The following is a 20,384-nucleotide window of genomic DNA, read 5'->3' on the forward strand; positions in this document are numbered from 1 at the left end:
CCTTATTTTACGTATGTGAGCCAGTGCTCAAATTTTGGGTCTTTGCCCGTGACGACAGCGAAATACGCCTTCTGCAAGCGGCTCGTGATCTCGCCCATCTCGCCCTTGCCGATGATCCTGCCGTCAATGTTGCTAATCGGCGTGACCTCCGCAGCGGTGCCGGTAAAAAACGCTTCGTCCGCGGCATAGAGCTGATCGCGAGCGATACGCTCTCTGCGGACCTCGTAGCCCAGGCTGCGCGCGATTTCTATGACTGAATTTTGAGTGATGCTCTCTAGGCTGGTGTCGTTTGGCGGAGTGATGATGACGCCCTCTTTTACGATAAATAGGCACTCGCCAGGGCCCTCCGCGACGAAGCCCTGCGGATCGAGTAGTATCGCCTCATCGTATCCCGCATCGACCGCTTCGAAATTTGCCATCTGCGAGTTGAAATAATTCGCGCTCGCTTTGGCTTTTGCCATCATCGAAAATTGCGCCGGCTTCATCCACGATGAAATTTTGGCTTTGATGCCCTTGCGTAGCGCCTCTTCGCCCATATACGCGCCCCACTGCCATGCTGCGACGATGACGTTTACCGAGCAGTCCTTGGACGAAACGCCCATCGAGCCGTAGCCGAAGTACGCTAGCGGGCGAATATAGACGGTCTGATCGAAGTGGTTTTTCGCAACGACGTCGATCTGAGCCTTACGGAGCTGCTCGAAGCTAAACGGAAGCTTGATTAGACAGAGCTTTGCCGAAATTTCAAGACGGGCAGTGTGCTCGTCTAGGCGAAAAATCGCGTAGCCTTTGTCGGTTTTATAGGCGCGCACGCCCTCAAATACGGCATTTCCGTAGTGCAAAGAGTGCGTCAAAACGTGAGTAGTAGCTTCCGCCCATGGGATTAGTTTGCCGTCTTTCCAGATGAGTTCGGCCTCTTGAATTTGTGCCATTTTTTAATCCTTTTGTTTAAAATTTAATCTGCGATTTTAGCTAAAACAATATTAATTTCTAAGAAATTTAAAAGCGGTTGAAATTTGGTGCGATTTTAAGACGCACAATGAGTCATGAGTTCAAATTTGGCCCGCAACTCGGTGCAGATGGCATTAAAATTCCACGAAAGAAAGCCCGATGCCGATCTTATTGACGCTGCGTTTATAATCCGCGAGACTTTCGCCGTAGCCGCCAAAGTAGCGTAGATAGCCGTAAAATCCGCTGTTAAAGATCGGGAAGCTGTAGTTTAGCTCGATCGCGCCACGGTTACTGCCGTCAAAATGTAGGTTGTTGCGCCACAGAGCGCTAAGTCGCTGCTTGCCGAAGGTGTATGATGCGCGCAGATCGCCGTAGCCCATATAATCCGCGATGTCCTCGTTCGTGCGGTCCAGCCAAAAGGCATACCAGGCTCTGGGGGTGATCGAAAATCCGCCCGCGCTCCACGTGCTTTGGACGTAGGCTTTATTCCACGAGCGCGATTCTGCGCCGCCTTTGCCGTTTGATTCGTGCAGAGCACCTATCTTTAGCTCATCCGCAAACGGCACCGGCGCGCTAACGTAGAGCTCGGGGCGGTAGTTGCTCTCGCGAAAGGGGGCACTATCCTGCGTGATCTGCCACCAGGAATTTTGCGCGTAAGCGAATGAAAATTTCTCTCCAAGCCCCAGCGCGTCGTAGGTAATCGGCCGCTCGAAGCTAAACTCAAAATGCAGCTCATCCGCCTTACGATCGGGTTTTTTGCTAAAATCGTGAGTAAAGAGCATGTAGATCGGCTCGTAGTATTTAAGCCCCAAAAATCCAAAATTTCGACCATTTTGCTCGCCTTGCGGCGCGGAATTTTGCAATAGGAAATTTCGTTCGTCCTGCATCGCAGAACTCGACGTCGTGGAATTCTGCGAGAGCGAGGCGGAATTCGATGATTCTAAATTTGACGCAGAGCCTGATGCGGCAGGGTTTGCGTCTGCAAAATTTGACGAAGTGGAATTTGGCGCGACAGGTTTCGGCGCGGCGGAATTTTGTGCGACAGAATTTTGTGACTCAGCGGAGTTTAAAACAGCGGTATCATCGTGTGAAGCGGGAGTTTGTGCGGACACGATAGAATTTTTTGCTGAATTTCGGCGCGACTTTTCGCCGCTTTCCGCTAGACTTGCCGCGGCGATCTTTTTGTAATAGATCATCGCGTTTTTGTAATCGCCCTTGGTCTCGTATTCGCTAGCCTTTGCGTATAGCTCGGATAGATCTTGCGCGGCTAGGCTCATGGCGCAAAGCGCGAACGCTAAAGCTTTAAATTTCATCTACGCCCTTTAAATCGTTTTGATAATTTATATTTAAAAACTGCTCTTTGTTTTTGAAATTTAACACTTTGGAATTTGCAGATCCGATGAGCGCGCCGATCTTATGCTCTTTCGCGCGGTAGAGCTCAAGCGCGCGCGGCGCAAGAGCTGCGTCAAAAAATCCGCACAAGCTATGTCTGTGTGCCTCGTCGCCTGCTACGCAAATTTGCCCCTCTTGCTCGCTAAGAGCGCGAATGGTGGAAATTTCTACAAAGGGCATGTCGGCGGGGATGATAAAAATGCGCTCGCCGCTAAAGGGCTTTAGCGCCGAATACAGCGCGCCCATCGGCGAAAATTCCTCAAATTCGTCGTAGATCATAGGAAGCGGAGGGTTAAATTTAGAGCTTTTGGCGCAGGCGAAAACCCGCTCAAACTCGCGGTTTAAGCGCGAAAAAAGAAAGTGCGTCATGCTGGGATGCCCGCGGAATGGAAACAGCGTTTTATCGCTGCCGAAACGCGAGCTTTTGCCGCCGCAGAGAATGACGCAGGTTTTCATAGAAATTTCACCGGCTTTCATCGATTTTATCGCGGCGAAATTTTAAATTTGAAAGTAAAATTTGAAAGAAGCGCGGACATATCAGTCTTTTTGCATATATTTGGCTTTGCCAAGGGCGTTGTTTGCGATGAACTGATAAAGGCTCGGCGCTTGAAGCTTGGCTAGCTCGGGGTATTTGACTTTAAGCGTCTTCCAGATGTCATAGACTCGCATGCCGCTTGCGTAAAGCTTCATAATCTCGCTAAAATGCGGATCGTAAAGGCTCGGCTTTTTATACAGCGAGAGTTTGCGGTCGGTATCCAGCACCGCGTTTGCCTCGATAAAAGCCGCTATATCGCGCTCACTTACTTTAGCAAAATCCTTTTCGTAATGAGCCTTCATATATTTTAAAATTTCTTTATTGCTAACGCCTTGGAAGTGCATTTTCTTTATCTCGAAGCGATACGCGTATAAGAAATCTTCGCTTTTTTTTGCGGTTGCGCGAAGTCTTGTTTTTTCATCTTTGAACGTCACGGAGATAAAGTGCGTAAGCCCGGGCGCAGTAACGGCGTTTTTGAACGCTTCGTCCTCCTCGCCGATCTTTTTTAGGATCGCCTTGACGGTGTAGCCCTCGGCAATAAGGTTTGAAATTTTATCTTTATAAGGTTTGTAGTCGAATCGCACGCGCCTAAAGCCCGTCTCGACGCTGATTTTTTTATAGATCCTCGCATGCTCTCTAGATGTAAAATACCTCGATTTCAGCCCTTTGCGGAGTTGTTCGGCAACCGCGGTAAAATCGTCATAATCGGCGATAGACGCGATTAATTCCTTTTCGTTTACGACCCTGCCGTTAACGACCGCGATGGTAATGACCTTCATATTTTCTCCTTTGATTGGGCACAATTCTAACTTAAAACTATAAACTCAAATTTAATTATTTATTATCAAGGATTGCGGAGGATTTGCGTTTGCAAGGCAGAATTTTAGGCGCTAAGATTTAGTATTTTGATTGATTTTTATATCTTTTTTGCGCTTGTTCTCACGCTGCTTTTTTATACTTTTTTGTGTAGAGATGAAGCGGGTTTGCAGAGATAAATTTTACCCGCAAACTTTAACTAAATTGCCCGCACAAATTAGCTTTTTTTAAACGAAAAAAGCTTTTTTATCTTCGTAAGCCCTAATTTCATACCGCTGTATTTCATCATACGAGCCATATTTGTCCACATTTCGCGCTCGTAGCACGGATGCGGGCAGTGGTGACAACGCGGTTTTTCGGTATGCGGGCAGGCGCCTAGTCGCGCGTAGGCATAGCGTAGCATCCGCTCGCAGTCGCTACAGAGATGAAAGTGCGTTTGCACAAGCCCCTTATCGTCTTTGTAGTCATGAAGCACGGCACCGTCTTTTTTAGGCGCATCCGCATGCTTGCCATCGCAGTAAATTTGAATAAATTTCGTCACCGTGTTTACTTCGTAAATAAATTTTTCGCTAGTCATATTTGATCCTTTGGGCGGATTTTATCTAAAAGAGACAAAAATACTCTTGAGCGCGCTCAAGCTAAAATTTATAGAATTTTAAAATTCCGCGGAATTTCGCTTTATCTTTCGACCTTGTTGCTTAATAGAGTCGCGATGAAGCGTGTTTTGTCGTTTGAAGCAAGCGCGATTTGCAAGCTCATCGTAAGCGGCACAGCCAAAAATAGCCCGCCGATACCAAGCACGAAGCCCCACAGCAGTAGCCCCGCAAGTACGCTGATTGTAGAAAGCCCAAGCCCTTGCCCTAAAAATCGTGGCTCGATGATATTTCCGATCGCTACGTTTACGACCAAATAGATTGCGATAGTCCAGATGCTAGAGCTTATATCCATCGTAGCTAGCGTCACGAAAAGTGTCGGAAAGACCGCTACGATCGAGCCAATGGTGGGGATGAAATTTAGCACGAAAGCTAAAATCCCCCACAGCGCAGCATATGGAACACCAAGCGTCCACAGCCCAAGCCCGATGAGCGCACCGGTGCAAGCTGAAGCGATAGTTTTAATTAGCAGATATTTTTTGAGGCTGGAGGCAAATTTCTTCACGAAAGTGTGTGTCGCGCGGCTACTTTGCGAAAAATAGCGGATTTTTTCGTCGATTACGGAGCTTTCAAAGACCATAAATGAAACCATTATAAAAATGAAAAATCCCGTCGAGACTATCGAGCCTGTTTTGCGCAGTAGTGCAGATAGCTGCGCGGCGGCTTCGCTCGGATCGATGCCTAGGCTTGCGGCGTTAAGCTCTATGCCGAATCGAGAGAGCTTTGCGCTCACGCCTCCTAGCACCTCTTCAAATTTTGCTTGAAGCTCGGGCAGGCGCGCTGAAAATTCCTTGATCGCATCGAAGATGACTGCGCCGAAAAACACTATAATCGCCACGAAAGCGAAAGTGATGATGAGGAAGCTAAAAACGCGCCCGACGCGGATCTTTTGGACATAAAGCACCAGCGGCGAGACGAGCACCGTGATGAAAATAGCTAGCAAAAATGGCACGACGATAGCCTGCGCGGCTTTAAGACCAGCCAGGATGATTATGACGCAGGCAACCGACATCAAGGACATTTGAAGCTTCAAGGATTCTCCTAAATTTGACATTTTCGCAGAGCTTTTACGCGAAATTTTGATGAAAGGATTTTAACTAAAATTCCATAAATTTTAAGACGGAATTTTAAAATTTCATCGCAAAATTCTAAGATGCGCGTAAATTCTTAGCGGGCGCAAGAAAAGTTAGAATTTTTTGCTAAAATTTTGCGAAATTTACATAAGTAGGATCAAAAATGAAACTTCCCAAACAGCTTTTAGATCGTTACGGCGCCGAGCGTCAAAGCGCGGGCGAGGCGCAGCGGACGGCGAATGAGATCGCCTTTGCGCCTGTAGTTTTTCAGGTAAGCAGGCTGATGAAAAAATTTGGAATTTTAAGCGCGCTTAATGAGGCGGAGGGCGGACTAAGTATAAGCGAGATCGTGAAGAAGCTCTCGCTTAGTGAATATGCCGTAAAGCTGCTTTTGGAAAGCTCGCTTAGCATCGGCACGGTGCTACTTAGCGGCGAGAAATTTGGGCTCAGCAAGGCGGGATATTTTCTACTCACCGACGAGCTGGTGGGAGTGGATATGGACTTCATCCACGACGTGTGCTACGAGGGGCTCTTTAAGCTCGAAGAGACGCTAAAATCGGGCAAACCCGAGGGGCTAAAGGTTTTTGGGCAGTGGGCTACGATCTACGAGGCGCTTTCGCATCTGCCGCCGCACGTGCGCAAGAGCTGGCTCGCGTTTGATCATTTTTATTCGGATTTGGCGTTTGAGCCCGCGCTAAAGATCATTTTCTCGCGCAAGACGGATAAAATTTTAGACGTAGGCGGCAACACGGGGCGCTTTGCTAAGCGGTGCGTAGGCTACGACGAAAATGTGCGCGTCACGATAATGGATCTTGCGGGGCAAATTTCGATGATGAAAGACGCCGTCGCAGGCGCGAAGGGTGCAGAGCGCATAGACGGGCTTAAGGCCGATCTGCTAGATCCCGCTACGCGCTTTCCGCGCGGCTTTGACGCGATCTGGCTTAGTCAGTTTTTGGACTGCTTTGCAGAGGAGCAGATCGTAAGCATCCTCTCGCGCGCGGCGGAGTCGATGAGCGCGAAGGCGCGGCTTTATATTTTGGAGCCGTTTTGGGACAGGCAGCGCTATGAAACCGCCGCGTATAGCATGACGCAGATCAGCGTATATTTTGCCGCCATGGCAAACGGCAATAGCAAAATTTATCACTCGGACGATATGGTTAAATTTGCGCAGCGCGCCGGGCTTAAAATTTCGCAAATTCACGACGGACTGGGCGTCGGACATACGCTGCTGTGCTGCGAAAGGGCGCGATGATGGACGCGCAAAGCTTAAGCGCGCAGCTAAATAAGCCGATTAAAATTTTGCTAGTGCTCTTTGGAATCGGAATTTTGGCAAATGTGGCGATGGAATTTTATGCGGAGAAAAAACGCGGCGAGCTAGAGCGAAACTTCTGCGAAAGCAAACAGATGCGAGATGCGCTAGTGCGGATAAACGAGGGCGCGCCGCGCAGGATCGACGATGCTACGACTTTAAAAGGCGCCGCATGCGAAGGTGATAGCTTCATATACGATTACGCGCTAAATAGCTCACCTAATTTAGACCTCAGCGCGCTAGACGCGGGCGATGAGGAAATTTTAAAAGAGATGCTGTTTGCCAAGGCGAAGGCCGGTTTTTGCAGCACGGATTTTTCGCGGCGCTTGCGGGAGCTTGGCAAAGCGATGGTGTTAAATTACGAGATAGAGGGCTTGCCGCCAATACAGCTAAAGCTTGATAAAAATAGCTGCGCGCGGTGAATTTTAAAACCCAAGCGAGGCATTTGATTAGCCGCGTTTTGTGTGGCGGTGCATTGGCCGGCTGACACATCTGCAAGCTTGTGAGGAAGCTCATGCTTTGACGCAAAATTTTATGTGAGCAGGTCGCGGATAAAATTTAGTAAGATTTCATCGCAGCAGGTGCAGCATCGCAATAAATCCTAAAATTTTGACCCAAAATCTATGATGCTGTTTCAAATAAAATTCCGTAACTTATAGAATTTCGCGCGAAAGCTTTACGCGGTGTTTGCGCTGCTACATAGATATAATTCCGCGTGAAATAGTCAAATTTTAATGAAAAACACCACTGGCAGAACCTGACGCATTAGATCGCGGTTTAAAAAGGACTCACGCGTTTAGCGCTCTGTGACGGAGAAATGCACGCTGATATGCGTCATGCTATACGCAGCGGCGCGGTAAAAGTTAAACAGAGATTTTAGCACGTTGCTTTTGCACAGGCGAAATCAAAAGCAGAGCGGATAAATTTTAAACGGATGCGGCGCGAGCGAGCAGGCAAAGGCTCACGCCGCGCTAAATTTTAAATCCCGCGCAAGCCCTACTTGCAGTCGCTAGGCTTAAATTCTACCCTTATAAATTCTTCGCCACTTTTTATCTTATAGCTCCATATCGCGCTGTTTATTAGCGGATGCATTACCTTCATCTGATTGCAAAAAATTTGCTTATTTTGGCTATCTATGACATTTTGTATCACGGTTTTTTGATCATTCCCGACACTGTCAAATTTCATCCCCATGCCGTCATTTAGCTCGTAGTTGTAGATGAAGCTGCCATCCTTGCACTCAGCGCCAGTTAACGTAGTAATCTCGTCGACTCGCATCGGCGCACTCTTATTGATACCTTCCACAGCCGCTTTGAGTTGGACATTATCGCAGCTTGGTGCCGCAAAAAGCGCCGCGAAAGCAAACGGAAGCAATAAAAACTTTTTCATAATTTTCTCCTTAAAAAATTTAGTAATGATATAAAAATTAATATTAATCGGTGCTTTAAATTTAGATCGAATTTTTGGTGCTGTGAATATGGAATTTTATGCAAGTGTAGCAGCGAACGCGAAAAGTTTGTTTGCGGAGTTTAGCCCTAAAATACGGAATTAAGCAGTATGTCAAGGTGCGGAATTTATCGGCTTGCCGCACTTAAATATAAGCTGCCAAGTTAATTTCATAACGTGATTTTACGGAATTTAACCCAGCTTGCGGGATTAAATTTGATGCCTAGAGCGCTGGCAAACTCGGTATCAAAAGGATTTAATGTCGCAGGCGGTATAAATCTTACAAGCAAGCGCGCATTTGAGTATTTTAAAGCTATGCTAATTATATCGCAGAGCTTAGGCGCGACGATCCGCAAGTGCGTGTCGTAAGATCGCCGCGACAAATTTTACCACAAGACGGCGGGCAAAAATAAACGACCAGATGCCCGCCTCACCACAAAAAGGCGTAAGCGCGATTAGTTATCGTTGATTACGTCCAAAATTTCTCTAGCGTGCACGGCGTAATCATTCGCCATAGATTTTTGAAAGATCCCGCCGATCTGCGCGTACGAGCCCTGACCGCCGCCGAAAAACTCCTCCTCGCCGAAGTTGCGCTCGTTTACGGCGATATTTTGGTTGTAGATCGGCTTTCCGTTTTTAAACATTTTTAAGCGTAGATTGTAGCGCACATAGGGCTTTGCCGAAACGTCGATGCCGTCGGAGCTGTAAAAGCCAAAGCCGAATGAGCTAAGCTCAGGCGCGATTACGAGCCCTTTGCCTTGCAGCGCTTTTTCGTCGTCGGTGACGCTTACGCGCCTTAGGTAGGTGCCAAAGAAGCGCTTTGCCTCGCCTGCGACGAACTCGCCGACGTCGATTTTAAGCTCATCGTCTCTGCCTAGCTTCGAGCTTGCGGCGTAGCTTTTCGTCCCCATTAGCTCGCTAGGGATATAAATGAGCGCGCTTTGCATGGCGTTAGTCGCGCTTATAGTATCATCAAACGGCGCTACGTCGGCGTTTTGATTAAACTGCGCTTCATATGCGCAACCGCTAAAAAGCGCGCAAATTATTGCGGCTAAAAAGAAATTTTTCATTGTTTGCTCCATGTGAAAATTTTTGTAATTCTACCCCGCGGGTCTAAATTTTACGCTGAAACGGGCGGAATTCCGCCCTTTAATCCAAGCTAAAAAACCGCCTAAGTTTTCGCTTAAACGTGTCTTTTGGAATTTGCGTATCGCTAAAATCGTCGCTCCAAATTTCATTTTTATCGGTAAACAAGCCTTTATTCTGCGCCTGCGGCATAAAGACCACTTTATCCGTAACTTGGACGCCTTTTTGCTTAAAATACTCTAGTATCTCATCCAGATCTCGCCTAGAATATATATTTATAAGGAAGTAATTTCTATTTTTGAACCTTAGCACGATATTTTTGCGGATTAAGCCCAAAGGCTCATCCGCTCTTATCAGCATATAAATTTTAAACGGCAAGATGAATAATATGAAATTTATCGTATGATATAAAAACAATACAGCCTTTCCTATGTGTACCCCTATGGACGACTTTTTATACAGCTCGTATGACGAAAAATAGTGAAATCTTCCGTAGCTATCGTATAGCTCTGATATAATGCAAAAACTCACCTTATCTATATCGCAGGCATTGCAAATTTTTATTATTTCCTCTTTCTTGACAAAATAAAAATCATTTAGCGCTTGATTTAGCAATCCAGGCTTATCGTCGAAAGCATTTATATAGCTGATTTTATTATTTTCCAATAAAAAATACGCGGGGCTGCCCTTTCTTTTAATGGGCCAAAGTAATGTAGCCGGTAACAATAAAAAGACTACTACGATAAACATAACTAAATCGGCACTAAAATGCGTGTAAAATTTCAAGTTTAACGGAGTAACTTCTAGATTGAATATTTTATATAAGCAACCGAGTGAAAGAAAAAGAACGATATTGTTTTGAAAGTAAACCGCTCTGTCTATGATTTTGATCGGCTCTTTGTCGTAATCCCTCATAAAATTCCTTTTCGGTATGATTTTTGACGAAGCGCATTTTATCACCGCCTCGCTTTCGACGCGTTTAAGAACGCAGGATATTTGCGGAGGCACCTGCGGCGAGGCGAGTTGCGACGAGCGGCGATCATCCTCGTTAAGCGGACGGACAATGTGAATCCTTGCGACTAATTATGAGGCTTTTTAGACACAGAGCGAGCTTGTTTGCGACCGCTTCGATGGCTGCTTCAAGCGCCGAGCGATCTCATCTGCGACTGCCGCGGATGGAATTTTGCTCGAAACCTAACCCCAATCTCGCCGTGAAATACTCGCGCAGCATCTGCCTTTGCGCTTCGTTTACGTTTAGCTTTATCCGGACATTCAGCGGGTCTAAATTTCACGCCTTAATGTCGTAGCTGAAATTTCTCAAAAAATATATGCGCAAAGCTTCGCGCTCGGCGCGGCTAGGACGGATGCAAAAAAATACCGCCGCGCCCGTATCGTCCCTCCCGCGCAGTAGCAGGCAGTCGCGCAGTCGTAGCCCCGCTCGTCCGTCTAGCCTTCGCGCGACGACGAGCTTTGAAGCGATCAAAATCGCAAAAATGCCCGCTGCTGCATAGATCGCAGCTTCGACAAAGCCGAATTTGATCGTCAAAAACACGCCCGCGGCGTATGCGAAAAGAAGCAAGAATTTTAAAATTTCTTGCAGTTTTAAAAACCGCTCGTAGCTTATAAGCGGCATGCGAAACGTCCGCACGAAGCCAAACGACGGCTCTATCAGATCGACGCATCCAAGCATAAGATCGTATTTGTCTAGCCCTCTGCGAAAGGATATTTTAAGTTCGTCAAATTCCACGCGTGCCGCCTCTTTGCTGCCACTTCGCAGATAAAGTAACGCTAAAAACATAAAAACGATCGTCAGGCTGGGCTTGGCTCGCTGCGAGCGTAGCGGGCTATCCGTATAAAACAGCTCCCCCGATCCGCCGATGTCTAAAGAGATAAAAATGCAAAAAAACGCAAGGATAGAGGCGGAGAAAATTCTATAAAACGTATCGTCGCAGATGAGGCTGAATTCGGGCTTTTGCATTAGTTTTTGTATAGCGGCGCGTCGGTGATTTTAAATCTAAATTTATTGCCTGTGCCGATAAATTTTACGAAGCTCGCTACGTCAAAGCCCTGCTGAGGCGCGCTTAGCGGCGGTTTAGCAAGGATCTCGAAGCTTAGCCCCGCGTAGTTGAAAAACTTGCCGCAGCGCCGAAAGCCGTGCCTGCCGTAGAATTCTATGCGGCGCAGGCGCTGCGCGAGATTGGGCACGTCCTCGTGCGGCGGCTCGACGTCAAGGACAATCTGCGCGCTTGGATTTTGCTCGGCGATGAGCGCGAGCAGCCTTGAGCCGATCCCCAGCCCGCGAAATTTCGCATCGATGCCGAGGTAGGCTACGTAAAAAATCCCGCCCTCCCCACCGCTTGGAATTTCACTCTCATCGTAGCGCGAAATTTCGCTTTCTGCGGTACCTGACGAAATTCTGCCCTCTGCGGCGCTTGATGAAATTTCATCCCTTCTGGCGCTTGATAAAATTTTGCCGCCCGCACCGCAAATCAAACGGTCCGCGTCGATCGGAATTTTGCTATCTGCGCTCGCGTTTAAAATTTTATCGCTACTAAGAGGCTGCGTTTTTTGGCTCGGGTTTTTGCCGCTTGTAACGCTAAAAAATTTTGCTTCTGAAAATTCCGCTTTACCGCTTGGAATTTCATCCTTTTCGCCTTCAAATTCCGCGCCGCTATGGGCTTTGGATCTTAAAATTTTATCCGCATTTAATTGAGGCGGCGGCTGTTTGTGGTGCAAAACCGCGCGCTTGTAAGTTTGCTCGGTCCTATAGACGCAAAACCCAACGAGCTCCTCGTCGCTTAAATTTTGCGCCGCCGCGCTTGAATTTTTACTTTTCAAGCTGGATTTTTCACACGTCGCATTAGATTTTTTACCTATCACGCTGCGATTTTTGGAATTAAAAGAGTTAAATTCTGCCGCGCTGCGGTTATCCGCATTGGAATTTTTACCTGTAGCGTCACGATTTTGGCTCGCTTTGCCGCGATCTTGCGATCCCACGCATAAATTTTCGCTCGCCGCCGTGCGATGTTTATTTGCCGCGCCGCCACCCAGGGCGCTAAAATCCTCGAATATCGCCGCGATTTCAAGCTGTCCTTTGCGTGACATTTTTAAAAAATTTTTTATGCTGATACGCTCGATTTCGGGGAACGCCGCGACATTGATCGCCTCTATGCGCGCGATCAGCGCCGAGTCCTCGCCGATACGCTCAAGTCTCATTTGCCCTCCTTGTCGCGATAGGCCTACCGCGTAAATTTAAAATTTGCCCGCCTAGCTCGCGGGAATTTCATCGCTCGGTCCTTAAATTTAATGAAATTTCGCAAAATTTAAAGGCGCCCGTCTAAATTTAATCTTCGCCGTAAATTCGCTTTAAATTCCCCAGCGTCGCGCTCGCGTTTAGCAGCAGCGCATCGGCGATCGCCAGCCGCGCCATTGCGGTAGCTACGACGCTGCCGCGCACGGCGATACACGGATCGTGCCGCCCGCGCAGCTCGCAGACCGTATCCGCGCCGCACACGTCCACGCTATGCTGCGCCATGAAAATGCTCGGAGTGGGCTTAAAATGCGTCACAATCTCGATAGGCGCGCCGCTGCTTATGCCGCCTAAGATCCCGCCTGCGTTGTTGCTTGCGAAATTTGCGCCGATCTTGCCGCCGTTGGTGCGGATCGCATCCTTGCTAGCGCGCATAAAATCGTTGTTTTCGCTGCCTTTTAGCGTACTTACTTTCACTCCGGCGCCGATCTGCACGGCCTTTACGCCGTTTATGCCCATCAGCGCGCCCGCAAGCGCCGCATCGAGCTTACCATACAGCGGCTCGCCGAGCCCAGCAGGCACGCCCGTAACGCGAGTTAGCACGCAACCGCCGATACTATCGCCCGCATTTTTGACGCTTAGAATTAGCTCCTTTTGCGCGCTCTCCGCAGCGGGATCGAGCGCGAAAATCTCGCTGTTTTGCGCAAAGTCGAAGTCTAAATTTTCCGCGTAAATTTCGCCCACGCCGCAGATTCCGCTTTTTACGGAAATTTTAAAGTGATCTAGCAGGATCTGCGCAAATGCTCCCGCAGCCACGCGCACGGCGGTTTCGCGCGCGCTTGCTCGTCCGCCGCCTCGGTAATCGTGCAGTCCGTATTTGGCAAAATATGTAAAATCGGCGTGTGCGGGGCGGAAAACATCCTTTAGATTTTCGTAGTCCTTTGAGTGCTGGTTTGCGTTGCGGATGATAAATCCGATCGGCGCGCCGGTGCTGCGGCCATCAAAAATTCCGCTTAAAATTTCGATCTCATCGGCTTCTTTGCGCGGCGTAGCGTATCTGCCGCCCGGTTTGCGGCGGTCAAGCTCGCTTTGGATATTTGAAATCTTGATCTCCACGCCAGCCGGAAAGCCGCCCAAAACGCCGCCGATTGCCGCGCCGTGGCTCTCGCCGAAGGTGCTAAGACGCAATCTCTCGCCGAAGGTATTCATAGTGCGTCTCCTTGATCGCCGCCGCTTTGTTTGTCCGTATCACGCCCGCTTTTTTTGCCGCCTCGATTATTATGCTCGCTTTTTGTGCTGCCCCGCGCCCGTCCGCCGCCATTTCTTGAGCCTTTTTTGCCGTTCTGAGCACAGTTCGCGCCGTTTTGTGCGTCGCTAGCGCATGCTGTTTGCTCGCTATTTGTTGCGCTAGTGCCGTGCGAGGCGCCGTTTTGTAAAAGCTCGAGCGCGATTTGCGCGCATTTTTGCTCGGCCTCCTTTTTGCTCGCTCCCACGGCGGATGAGAGCCGCCTGCCGCCAATAAGCGCCGCCATTTCGAAGCTTTTTTTGTGATCAGGGCCGCTCGAGCCTAAAAGGACGTATTCGGGCGTGACGCCGAATTTTGCCTGCGTGAGCTCTTGCAGCGCGGTTTTGTAGTCTCGCACGAGCTCGTTAAAGCTGATGCGCGGATAGAGGATTTCTAAAATTGCAGTCGCGATGCGGGCGGTGTTTTGCAGCCCGCTCTCAAGATAGACGGCGCCCATTATCGCCTCAAAGGCGTCCGAAAGCAGCGAGGGCTTCTCTCGCCCACCATTGCGCTCCTCAGACAGCGACATATTCAGGTTCTCGCCGATGCCCAAAAATTTTGCAAATTTAGAAAAGCTGCTTTCGTTCACGAGTGCGGCGCGCAGCTTGCTCAGATCGCCCTCGTCGCTACTAAATTTTTTGAAAAGATACTCGCCCACGATCAGATCCATCACCGCATCGCCTAAAAATTCCAGCCTCTCATTGTTGTGCCCGTTTTTGGCGCTTTTGTGCGTAAGAGCGATCTTGAGGTGGGTTAAATTTTTAAATTTATAGCCAAGTTTTTCTTGTAATTTTTCTAAATTTTGCATTATCAACCTTTTTATAAAATTCTACGAAATCCGCGGCGGCTCGCACGCAAACGGCATCCGGTGCGAACAAAACCTGCGCAAACGAAACGAACGCGAGCGCAGGTATAGCCCGCGCTAAATTTGTACTAATGCGCCGAATAAAACGCACTGACGCCGATCTGCGACGAATAAAATTTAAACGTGCCCGCTAATCCTAACGCAAATCGTGCCGAAGCACACTTGCCGCAAACGAAGTCCTCGCCAAAAATAGACCCGTCGCGAATAGAGTCGCGCCAAAGCCTGCTCACTGCTAACGAAATCTTCGCTAAGGCTCGATTACGTGAACGAACGCGCTAAACCGGCGGCGATAAAATTTACGCCGAAGCAGCTCTGCGTGCAAAGCAAACGCGGGTAAATCTATGCTAAATCCGCGTAACCGCAAGCTTCGCCGTAGAATTTCATCCCTTTATCGCTTCTGCGGCCGCGCGAGCCATAGCGTCGCACTCCTCGTTTTGCGGATGACCCGCATGTCCCTTGACCCAGGAGGCCTTAATCTCGTGAGGCGCTGCCGCCGCAAGGTATCTTCGCCACAGATCCGCGTTTTTTTTGCCCTTAAAATCGGTAACGACCCACTTTGCGAGCCAGGAATTTATCGCTTTAACGACATATTCGCTGTCGGTAAAAAGCTCGACGCAGCAAGGCTGCTTAAGCGCGCTAAGCCCCATTATAGCGGCCGTTAGCTCCATTTGATTATTCGTCGTCATCGCCTCTGCGCCGCTTGCCTTTTTTATCGCGTTGCCGTATTGCAGTATGTAAGCCCAGCCGCCTGCTCCGGGGTTTCCGAGGCAGCTGCCGTCGCTAAAAAGTTTGACCGATTTCACCGGTTTTCTCCGAAATTTGCGCCCTGATCTCCATGCTGCCTAGCTCGTAGCAGACTGGGCAGCGGTGCGAGAAAAGCCCCACCGAGCTTTTGCACTTCGCGCAGGTGTAGCTAAAGCTAAGCCCCGCGTCTTCAAAGCCCGCGTCTTTCATAGCCATAAGCGCGTTGATCTCAAAAATTTTACTCGCGCTCTGCGGCTTTTGATCGCTTTTTCCAAGCGCGTAAAAAAGCGCGTTGTACTCCGCATCCTGCGTATTTACCGCTGCAGGGAAATCATAGATCAGATCGATCGCCTGCTCGATCGGCGGGAAGCGATCGAAACCCTCCATAGGCTCTTTGTTTTTGATAAAAAGCTCCATGCAGAACCGCCCTGCGCCTTTGAAGTTTAGCTTTGAAATTTTAGCGATTTTCTTGTTAAACGGCGTATTGGCGTCGTTTGCGATAATTTGCGCGCGCTCGAACTGGCTTTGAGCATATACTTCGGCGTCCTGTTCGCGCAGCGCGTCAAGCACTTCAAGCGCCTCATTAAAGCGCTTCAGCCGCTCATAAATCACCGTAAGATGCGTAAGAGCCTCTTTGTTTCTCGGGCGTAGCTTCAGCGCCTGCAAAAACACCTCTTCGGCGCGTCCCAAAAAGCCCGCTTTGAAATATACGATACCGAGATTGGTGAGGATAAACTCCCTCTGTACGCCGCCGCTAGCCTTGCCTAGCGCGATTAGATAAATTTCTATCGCGCGCTCGAAGTCGCCGCTTTTGACGAAAGAGCTAGCCAAAATTCCAAGCGTCGGGATATCAATTTGCGGGCTTGCCAAAAGCTGTCTGTGCTCCGAGCTAAGCGCATCTAGAGTGTCAAATTTTTTGATAAAATTCTCTAGGCTCTGCCTCTCGTTTTTTTTAGAAAAAACTCCCCAAATGTAGCTTAGAATCGACACCAGTAAGATTATGCTTATTAGCATGATAAGCCCGAAAATCGGGTCGCGATCGTCTAAGAAAAAATTATCCAAATCAAACCTCGTCGCAAAAATAAAGGGCAATTATAGCAAAGTGCGGGTATAATTTCGCTTATGATTAAAAACGAAAGCATAGAAAATCTGCTGGCCACCGTAGATATCGTAGACGTCGTAGAAAAATATGTCCCGCTTAAGCGCAGCGGTGCAAATTTTGTAGGCGTCTGCCCTTTCCACGACGATTCGCACCCGAGCATGAGCGTGAGCTCCAAGCTTGGAATTTTTCACTGCTTTTCGTGCAAAGCGGGCGGCAACGCGATTAAATTTATCCAAGATTACGAAAAGATAAGCTTTCCAGAAGCGGTCGAAAAGCTTGCGGGGATGTATAATTTCGCGCTGCAATACACCGGCGCTAAGGTGCAGGAGCGCAGCGAAGAGAAGAAGGTGCTCGGGATTTTAAACGCCTACTACCAAAGCTGCCTTTATCAAAATCCCGCTGCCGTGAAATACCTGTACGATCGCGGACTGAGCGAACAAAGCATTCGCAAATTCGGTCTTGGCTACGCAGGAGCTAGCGCGCAGACGATCAGAGTTTTGCAAAACGAAGAAATTCCGCCGCAAGACGCGCTAAATGCGGGTGCGGTGAAGCAAAACGAGCGCGGGCTTTATGCTAGCTTCATTGAGCGGATCACCTTTCCGATCTACAACCACGCGAGCAAGCTTGTGGGCTTCGGCGGCCGCACGATAAGCGATAACCCGGCTAAATACGTCAATTCGCCGCAGTGCGCGCTGTTTGACAAATCTAAAATTTTCTACGCATTCGATCTTGCGAAAAAAAGTGCGATCGCCAAAAAAACCCTCATCATCACCGAGGGCTACATGGACGTCATCATGCTGCATCAAGCGGGCATAGACAACGCCGTAGCGGTGCTCGGCACGGCGCTGACACCCGCTCATCTGCCACTTATAAAGCGCGCGGAGCTTAACGTCGTGCTTAGCTTCGACGGCGACGCCGCGGGCATCAATGCGGCGATAAAATCGGCGCGGCTTTTGTGTCTGAATAAGATCGACTCAAGCGTCGCTATAATCGGCGGCGGTGCCGATCCTGCGGATATGATTGCGGCGGGCAAGGTGCGCGAGCTAGAGCAAATTTATGCTAGCGGCATGGAGAGCGGGGAGTTTCTGATCCGAAGAATCGCTAAAAAATACGACCTCGCCCGCCCCGTGCAAAAAGAAGCGGCGCTAAATGAGATCAAAGAATTTACCGCAGCGCTCGGCCCCGTGCTAGCCGAGTCCTATCAGAGCCTAGTGGCGCAAATTTTAAACGTCTCGCCCGCTTCGTTCAATCTCGCTCACGGCGGTAAAAATTTCGGCGCGGGCTTTGAGGAGCGAAATTTTAACGAGGGCGGGAGCTTCGGCTCTCGCGATTTCGGCTCTTACGAAGGGCGCGGCGCAGACGGTAGGGGCGGTGCGAGCGGGAGCTTAAACGGCGGAAATTTTGTTCGCGCGCAAAACACGGCGCGCTACGAAAGCTCTGCGCCGCCTGCGGCTTCGGCGAGGCTCGGGCGGACGCTACTGCGCCGCAAGGAGATCGCGGAGCTTCAGATTATAAAATCGATGCTGCTCGATGGCGAGATGGCACAGCTCGGGCTCGGCTGCTTGGAGCGGCGCGATTTTCGCATGCACGGCGATATTTTCGAGGCGTTTTTGGCTTTCGCTCGCAGCGACGGAAATTTTAAAAATTTCATCGCGGGCGAGGACGGCAATGTAGACAGCGCTTCTAAAAATTTTACTGCAGGCGGCGCGGGAGAAATTATCCGGGGCGAGAGCGTAAATTTAAAAAGCAGCGAGAATTTTATCGGGCAAGCCTCCGCAGGCGCCGTAAATTTAAAAGGCTCTTCCGCGCAGCAGGGCGCAAACAGCGGCGAGAAGCAAGAAGTAAACAACGTCGCAAAGCAAGGCGAAAAGAAAGCCGCAGCTCAAAATGCTCAAAACGCCGAAAGCGAAGCCCGCGAAAATCTGCGCGCGCTTGCGCTGGATGATGAAATTTTGCCGATTGGCGGCGCGGCGCTTTTTAACGACGCGTGCAAAATTTTACGCCGCAACGCCCTGCAAGATCTGATGCAAAAGCTCAAAAACTCCGACGCGCCCGACAAGATCGAGCGGATCTTGGAGTATCAAAAAAAGATCAATCAACTCAAGTAAAGGAACGAAATGAAGGCATTGGCGCTCTTTAGCGGCGGGCTTGACTCCATGCTCGCGATCAAACTCATCGTCTCGCAAGGCATCGAAGTGCTCGCGCTGAATATGGATATCGGATTTAGCGGCAAGGACGATAAGGGCGAGATCATGCGCCGCAGAGCCGCAGCCGCGGGGGCGGATTTTAAAAGCGTCGATATCAGAAGCGAGTATCTGCGGCAGGTGCTTTTCGAGCCCAAATACGGCTACGGCAAGCACTTCAACCCCTGCATCGACTGCCACGGATATATGTTTAAGACCGCGCTTGCGATGCTGCAAAGCGAAGGGGCGAGCTTCATCATCACGGGCGAGGTGCTCGGACAGCGCCCGATGAGCCAGCGCGCGCAAGCTCTAGCTCAGGTCGGCGGGCTTAGCGGCGATGAGGAGGGGTTGATCCTGCGTCCGCTGTGCGCGAAGCTGCTGCCGCCCACGACGCCCGAGATCAAGGGCTGGGTAGATAGGGGCGCGCTGCTTGACATCAGCGGGCGCGGGCGCACTAAGCAGATGCAGCTCGCGGCAGAGTTTGGTTTTGAGGATTACGAAACGCCAGCGGGAGGCTGTCTACTGACCGTGCAGAGCTTTAGCGAGCGGATCAAGGATGCGGTAAAATTTGAAAAGATCGAAACGCCTGAGGACGCTAAAATTTTAAAATTTGGACGCCATCTGCGCTTGCCGGGCGGCGCCAAGCTCATAATCGGACGCGACGAGAGCGACAACAAAAAGCTTGCCGCAGTGCAAAATCCGAAATTTAGCGAGATAAAATTTAAAGACGACGTCGTGGGCGCGCTAAGCCTGCTAAGTAGGGGCGCGAGCGAGGCGGATAGAGAACTTGCGGCGAGGCTGGCGCTGACCTACGCCAAAACGGACGCCACGCGCCGCTACGCCCTGCTCATAGAGGGCAGCGAGCTGAGCGCAAGCCCCTTTGAGAGCAAGGATGCTGCGCGCGAGTATTTTGTGTAAAATCTAAACCGCCTCAAGGTTGTATTTAATAGACATAAAAACGATGCATAAGCGCAACGAGCTACGATAGCAGATACAAGAGTAAAATTTAAAACGGCGGCGGTTGAAGCGAGCCGAAAAAGCGGGCGCCGCGAACTAAATTCGGCTATCGCAAGAGCCAAATAGGCATAAATTTAAAAGTGAGAGCCGTTAAATTTAAAAGCAAAAACGAGCAAATTTTATAAGCTTAAGGAGCGTTTATGGAGTATTTCAAGCCGTTTTTTGTAAAGATCGCAGGTCGCGCCAGAGAGGGCGACCATACGAGCGCGCATGATCAGATCATCGCGCCGCTACTGCAAAATGCGCTCGCCGCCTATGTCTATAACGGCCGCAAAGATAGCATCGTGGGGGCATTCGGTAGCGTAGAGCATCCGCCAAACTTAAACGAGTTTAGTTTTCTCGTGCGCGAGCGGGGAAATTTCGCCTCGATCTTTCGCGCGAATGCGTAAACGGCGCCGAGATCTTTTGGAACGCCTGCAGTTTTAGGCGCGGCTCGGTTATTATTTTATTGAACGGAGAGTTTGATCCGGCGCCTATTTTGCGCCGCTGCGCCGAGATAAGCATAGACGAGACGCCAAATATGGGCAACAACCCCTCGGCAACCAAACTTGCCAAGCGTGCGATGAGCGAGGGGCGGATCGCCGTGCTTTTTAGCGCTTCGAATGGGATAGAGTGAATGGATATCTATGCGCCAGGTGCCGTGCAGGATAAAATTTTAAAACTTGCGGATGAGATAAATC

The 20,384-nt window shown here is 49.6% G+C and carries 21 protein-coding genes and 1 pseudogene; 7 read left to right on the plus strand and 15 right to left on the minus strand.

The genetic code is table 11. The features are described 5' to 3' along the window. Positions 1-2 precede the first annotated feature (2 nt). The 6 genes from QZ176_RS01635 to QZ176_RS01660 form a co-directional block, all read right to left on the minus strand. Positions 3-929, minus strand: a complete 927-nt coding sequence (locus QZ176_RS01635; RefSeq protein WP_295150725.1) for a branched-chain amino acid transaminase — start codon at positions 927-929, stop codon at positions 3-5. 153 nt (positions 930-1,082) lie between these two features. Next, positions 1,083-2,261, minus strand: coding sequence for a phospholipase A (locus tag QZ176_RS01640; protein WP_295150727.1), 1,179 nt, complete (start codon positions 2,259-2,261; stop codon positions 1,083-1,085). Further along, a complete protein-coding gene (locus tag QZ176_RS01645) occupies positions 2,251-2,796 on the minus strand; it encodes a molybdenum cofactor guanylyltransferase (RefSeq protein WP_295150730.1) in 546 nt (181 codons plus the stop codon). Before QZ176_RS01645 ends, QZ176_RS01640 begins: the two co-directional genes overlap by 11 nt. An 81-nt stretch (positions 2,797-2,877) precedes the next feature. After that, positions 2,878-3,654: a hypothetical protein gene (locus QZ176_RS01650; protein WP_295150733.1), complete on the minus strand. Its 777-nt coding sequence runs from the start codon at positions 3,652-3,654 to the stop codon at positions 2,878-2,880. Positions 3,655-3,908: 254 nt separating this feature from the next. After that, on the minus strand, positions 3,909-4,268 hold the full coding sequence (locus QZ176_RS01655; RefSeq protein WP_295150735.1) for a nitrous oxide-stimulated promoter family protein: 360 nt from the start codon (positions 4,266-4,268) through the stop codon (positions 3,909-3,911). 101 nt (positions 4,269-4,369) lie between these two features. Beyond that, entirely contained in the window at positions 4,370-5,377 is a 1,008-nt protein-coding gene (locus QZ176_RS01660; protein ID WP_295150738.1) for an AI-2E family transporter, read from the minus strand. A 203-nt stretch (positions 5,378-5,580) separates the two neighbouring features. Between QZ176_RS01660 and QZ176_RS01665 the strand changes: the two genes are divergently transcribed. Both QZ176_RS01665 and QZ176_RS01670 read left to right on the plus strand, forming a co-directional pair. After that, positions 5,581-6,669, plus strand: a complete 1,089-nt coding sequence (locus QZ176_RS01665) for a class I SAM-dependent methyltransferase (protein ID WP_295150740.1) — start codon at positions 5,581-5,583, stop codon at positions 6,667-6,669. Next, on the plus strand, positions 6,669-7,148 hold the full coding sequence (locus QZ176_RS01670) for a hypothetical protein (protein ID WP_295150743.1): 480 nt from the start codon (positions 6,669-6,671) through the stop codon (positions 7,146-7,148). Before QZ176_RS01665 ends, QZ176_RS01670 begins: the two co-directional genes overlap by 1 nt. A gap of 574 nt (positions 7,149-7,722) precedes the next feature. Here the strand turns inward: QZ176_RS01670 and QZ176_RS01675 are convergent. The 3 genes from QZ176_RS01675 to QZ176_RS01685 all read right to left on the minus strand — a co-directional run bounded on the left by QZ176_RS01675 (position 7,723) and on the right by QZ176_RS01685 (position 10,173). Further along, entirely contained in the window at positions 7,723-8,115 is a 393-nt protein-coding gene (locus QZ176_RS01675) for a hypothetical protein (RefSeq protein ID WP_295150746.1), read from the minus strand. Between the two features lie 512 nt (positions 8,116-8,627). Beyond that, positions 8,628-9,242: a hypothetical protein gene (locus QZ176_RS01680; protein ID WP_295150748.1), complete on the minus strand. Its 615-nt coding sequence runs from the start codon at positions 9,240-9,242 to the stop codon at positions 8,628-8,630. A 79-nt stretch (positions 9,243-9,321) separates the two neighbouring features. Then, entirely contained in the window at positions 9,322-10,173 is an 852-nt protein-coding gene (locus QZ176_RS01685; protein WP_295150750.1) for a hypothetical protein, read from the minus strand. A gap of 170 nt (positions 10,174-10,343) precedes the next feature. On the opposite strand from QZ176_RS01685, the gene QZ176_RS01690 reads away from it, so the two are divergent. Then, on the plus strand, positions 10,344-10,565 hold the full coding sequence (locus QZ176_RS01690) for a hypothetical protein (RefSeq protein ID WP_295150753.1): 222 nt from the start codon (positions 10,344-10,346) through the stop codon (positions 10,563-10,565). Here the strand turns inward: QZ176_RS01690 and QZ176_RS01695 are convergent. From QZ176_RS01695 to QZ176_RS01720, 6 genes and pseudogenes are all read right to left on the minus strand, one after another. Continuing rightward, positions 10,547-11,236 (minus strand): hypothetical protein, encoded by a 690-nt coding sequence (locus QZ176_RS01695; protein WP_295150754.1) that lies wholly within the window; start codon positions 11,234-11,236, stop codon positions 10,547-10,549. The two genes, QZ176_RS01690 and QZ176_RS01695, sit on opposite strands and share 19 nt — an antisense overlap. Then, entirely contained in the window at positions 11,236-12,474 is a 1,239-nt protein-coding gene (locus QZ176_RS01700) for a GNAT family N-acetyltransferase (RefSeq protein ID WP_295150756.1), read from the minus strand. Before QZ176_RS01700 ends, QZ176_RS01695 begins: the two co-directional genes overlap by 1 nt. A gap of 127 nt (positions 12,475-12,601) precedes the next feature. After that, positions 12,602-13,717 carry a chorismate synthase gene (gene aroC / locus QZ176_RS01705; RefSeq protein WP_295150757.1) on the minus strand — a complete coding sequence of 372 codons (1,116 nt, stop codon included), beginning with the start codon at positions 13,715-13,717 and terminating at the stop codon, positions 12,602-12,604. Positions 13,718-13,938: 221 nt separating this feature from the next. Next, positions 13,939-14,601 (minus strand): annotated as a pseudogene (gene rnc / locus QZ176_RS01710) (ribonuclease III); the annotation flags it as partial. A 437-nt stretch (positions 14,602-15,038) separates the two neighbouring features. Further along, entirely contained in the window at positions 15,039-15,461 is a 423-nt protein-coding gene (gene rnhA / locus QZ176_RS01715) for a ribonuclease HI (protein ID WP_295150759.1), read from the minus strand. Beyond that, positions 15,439-16,464 carry a tetratricopeptide repeat protein gene (locus QZ176_RS01720; protein WP_295150761.1) on the minus strand — a complete coding sequence of 342 codons (1,026 nt, stop codon included), beginning with the start codon at positions 16,462-16,464 and terminating at the stop codon, positions 15,439-15,441. Before QZ176_RS01720 ends, rnhA begins: the two co-directional genes overlap by 23 nt. Before the next feature lie 60 nt (positions 16,465-16,524). On the opposite strand from QZ176_RS01720, the gene dnaG reads away from it, so the two are divergent. The 4 genes from dnaG (at position 16,525) to QZ176_RS01740 (ending at position 20,320) form a co-directional block, all read left to right on the plus strand. Further along, entirely contained in the window at positions 16,525-18,612 is a 2,088-nt protein-coding gene (dnaG, locus tag QZ176_RS01725) for a DNA primase (RefSeq protein WP_295150763.1), read from the plus strand. Positions 18,613-18,621: 9 nt separating this feature from the next. Further along, the gene (locus QZ176_RS01730) at positions 18,622-19,605 is read left to right on the plus strand and encodes an argininosuccinate synthase domain-containing protein (RefSeq protein ID WP_295150764.1); all 984 of its coding nucleotides are present in this window, start codon (positions 18,622-18,624) and stop codon (positions 19,603-19,605) included. 239 nt (positions 19,606-19,844) lie between these two features. Beyond that, a complete protein-coding gene (locus QZ176_RS01735) occupies positions 19,845-20,093 on the plus strand; it encodes a hypothetical protein (RefSeq protein ID WP_295150766.1) in 249 nt (82 codons plus the stop codon). 59 nt (positions 20,094-20,152) lie between these two features. After that, positions 20,153-20,320 (plus strand): hypothetical protein, encoded by a 168-nt coding sequence (locus QZ176_RS01740; protein WP_295150768.1) that lies wholly within the window; start codon positions 20,153-20,155, stop codon positions 20,318-20,320. The last annotated feature ends 64 nt before the right edge of the window (positions 20,321-20,384 follow it).

Source organism: uncultured Campylobacter sp., from assembly GCF_905373215.1.
In the GTDB taxonomy this organism is placed as follows: Bacteria; Campylobacterota; Campylobacteria; order Campylobacterales; family Campylobacteraceae; genus Campylobacter_B.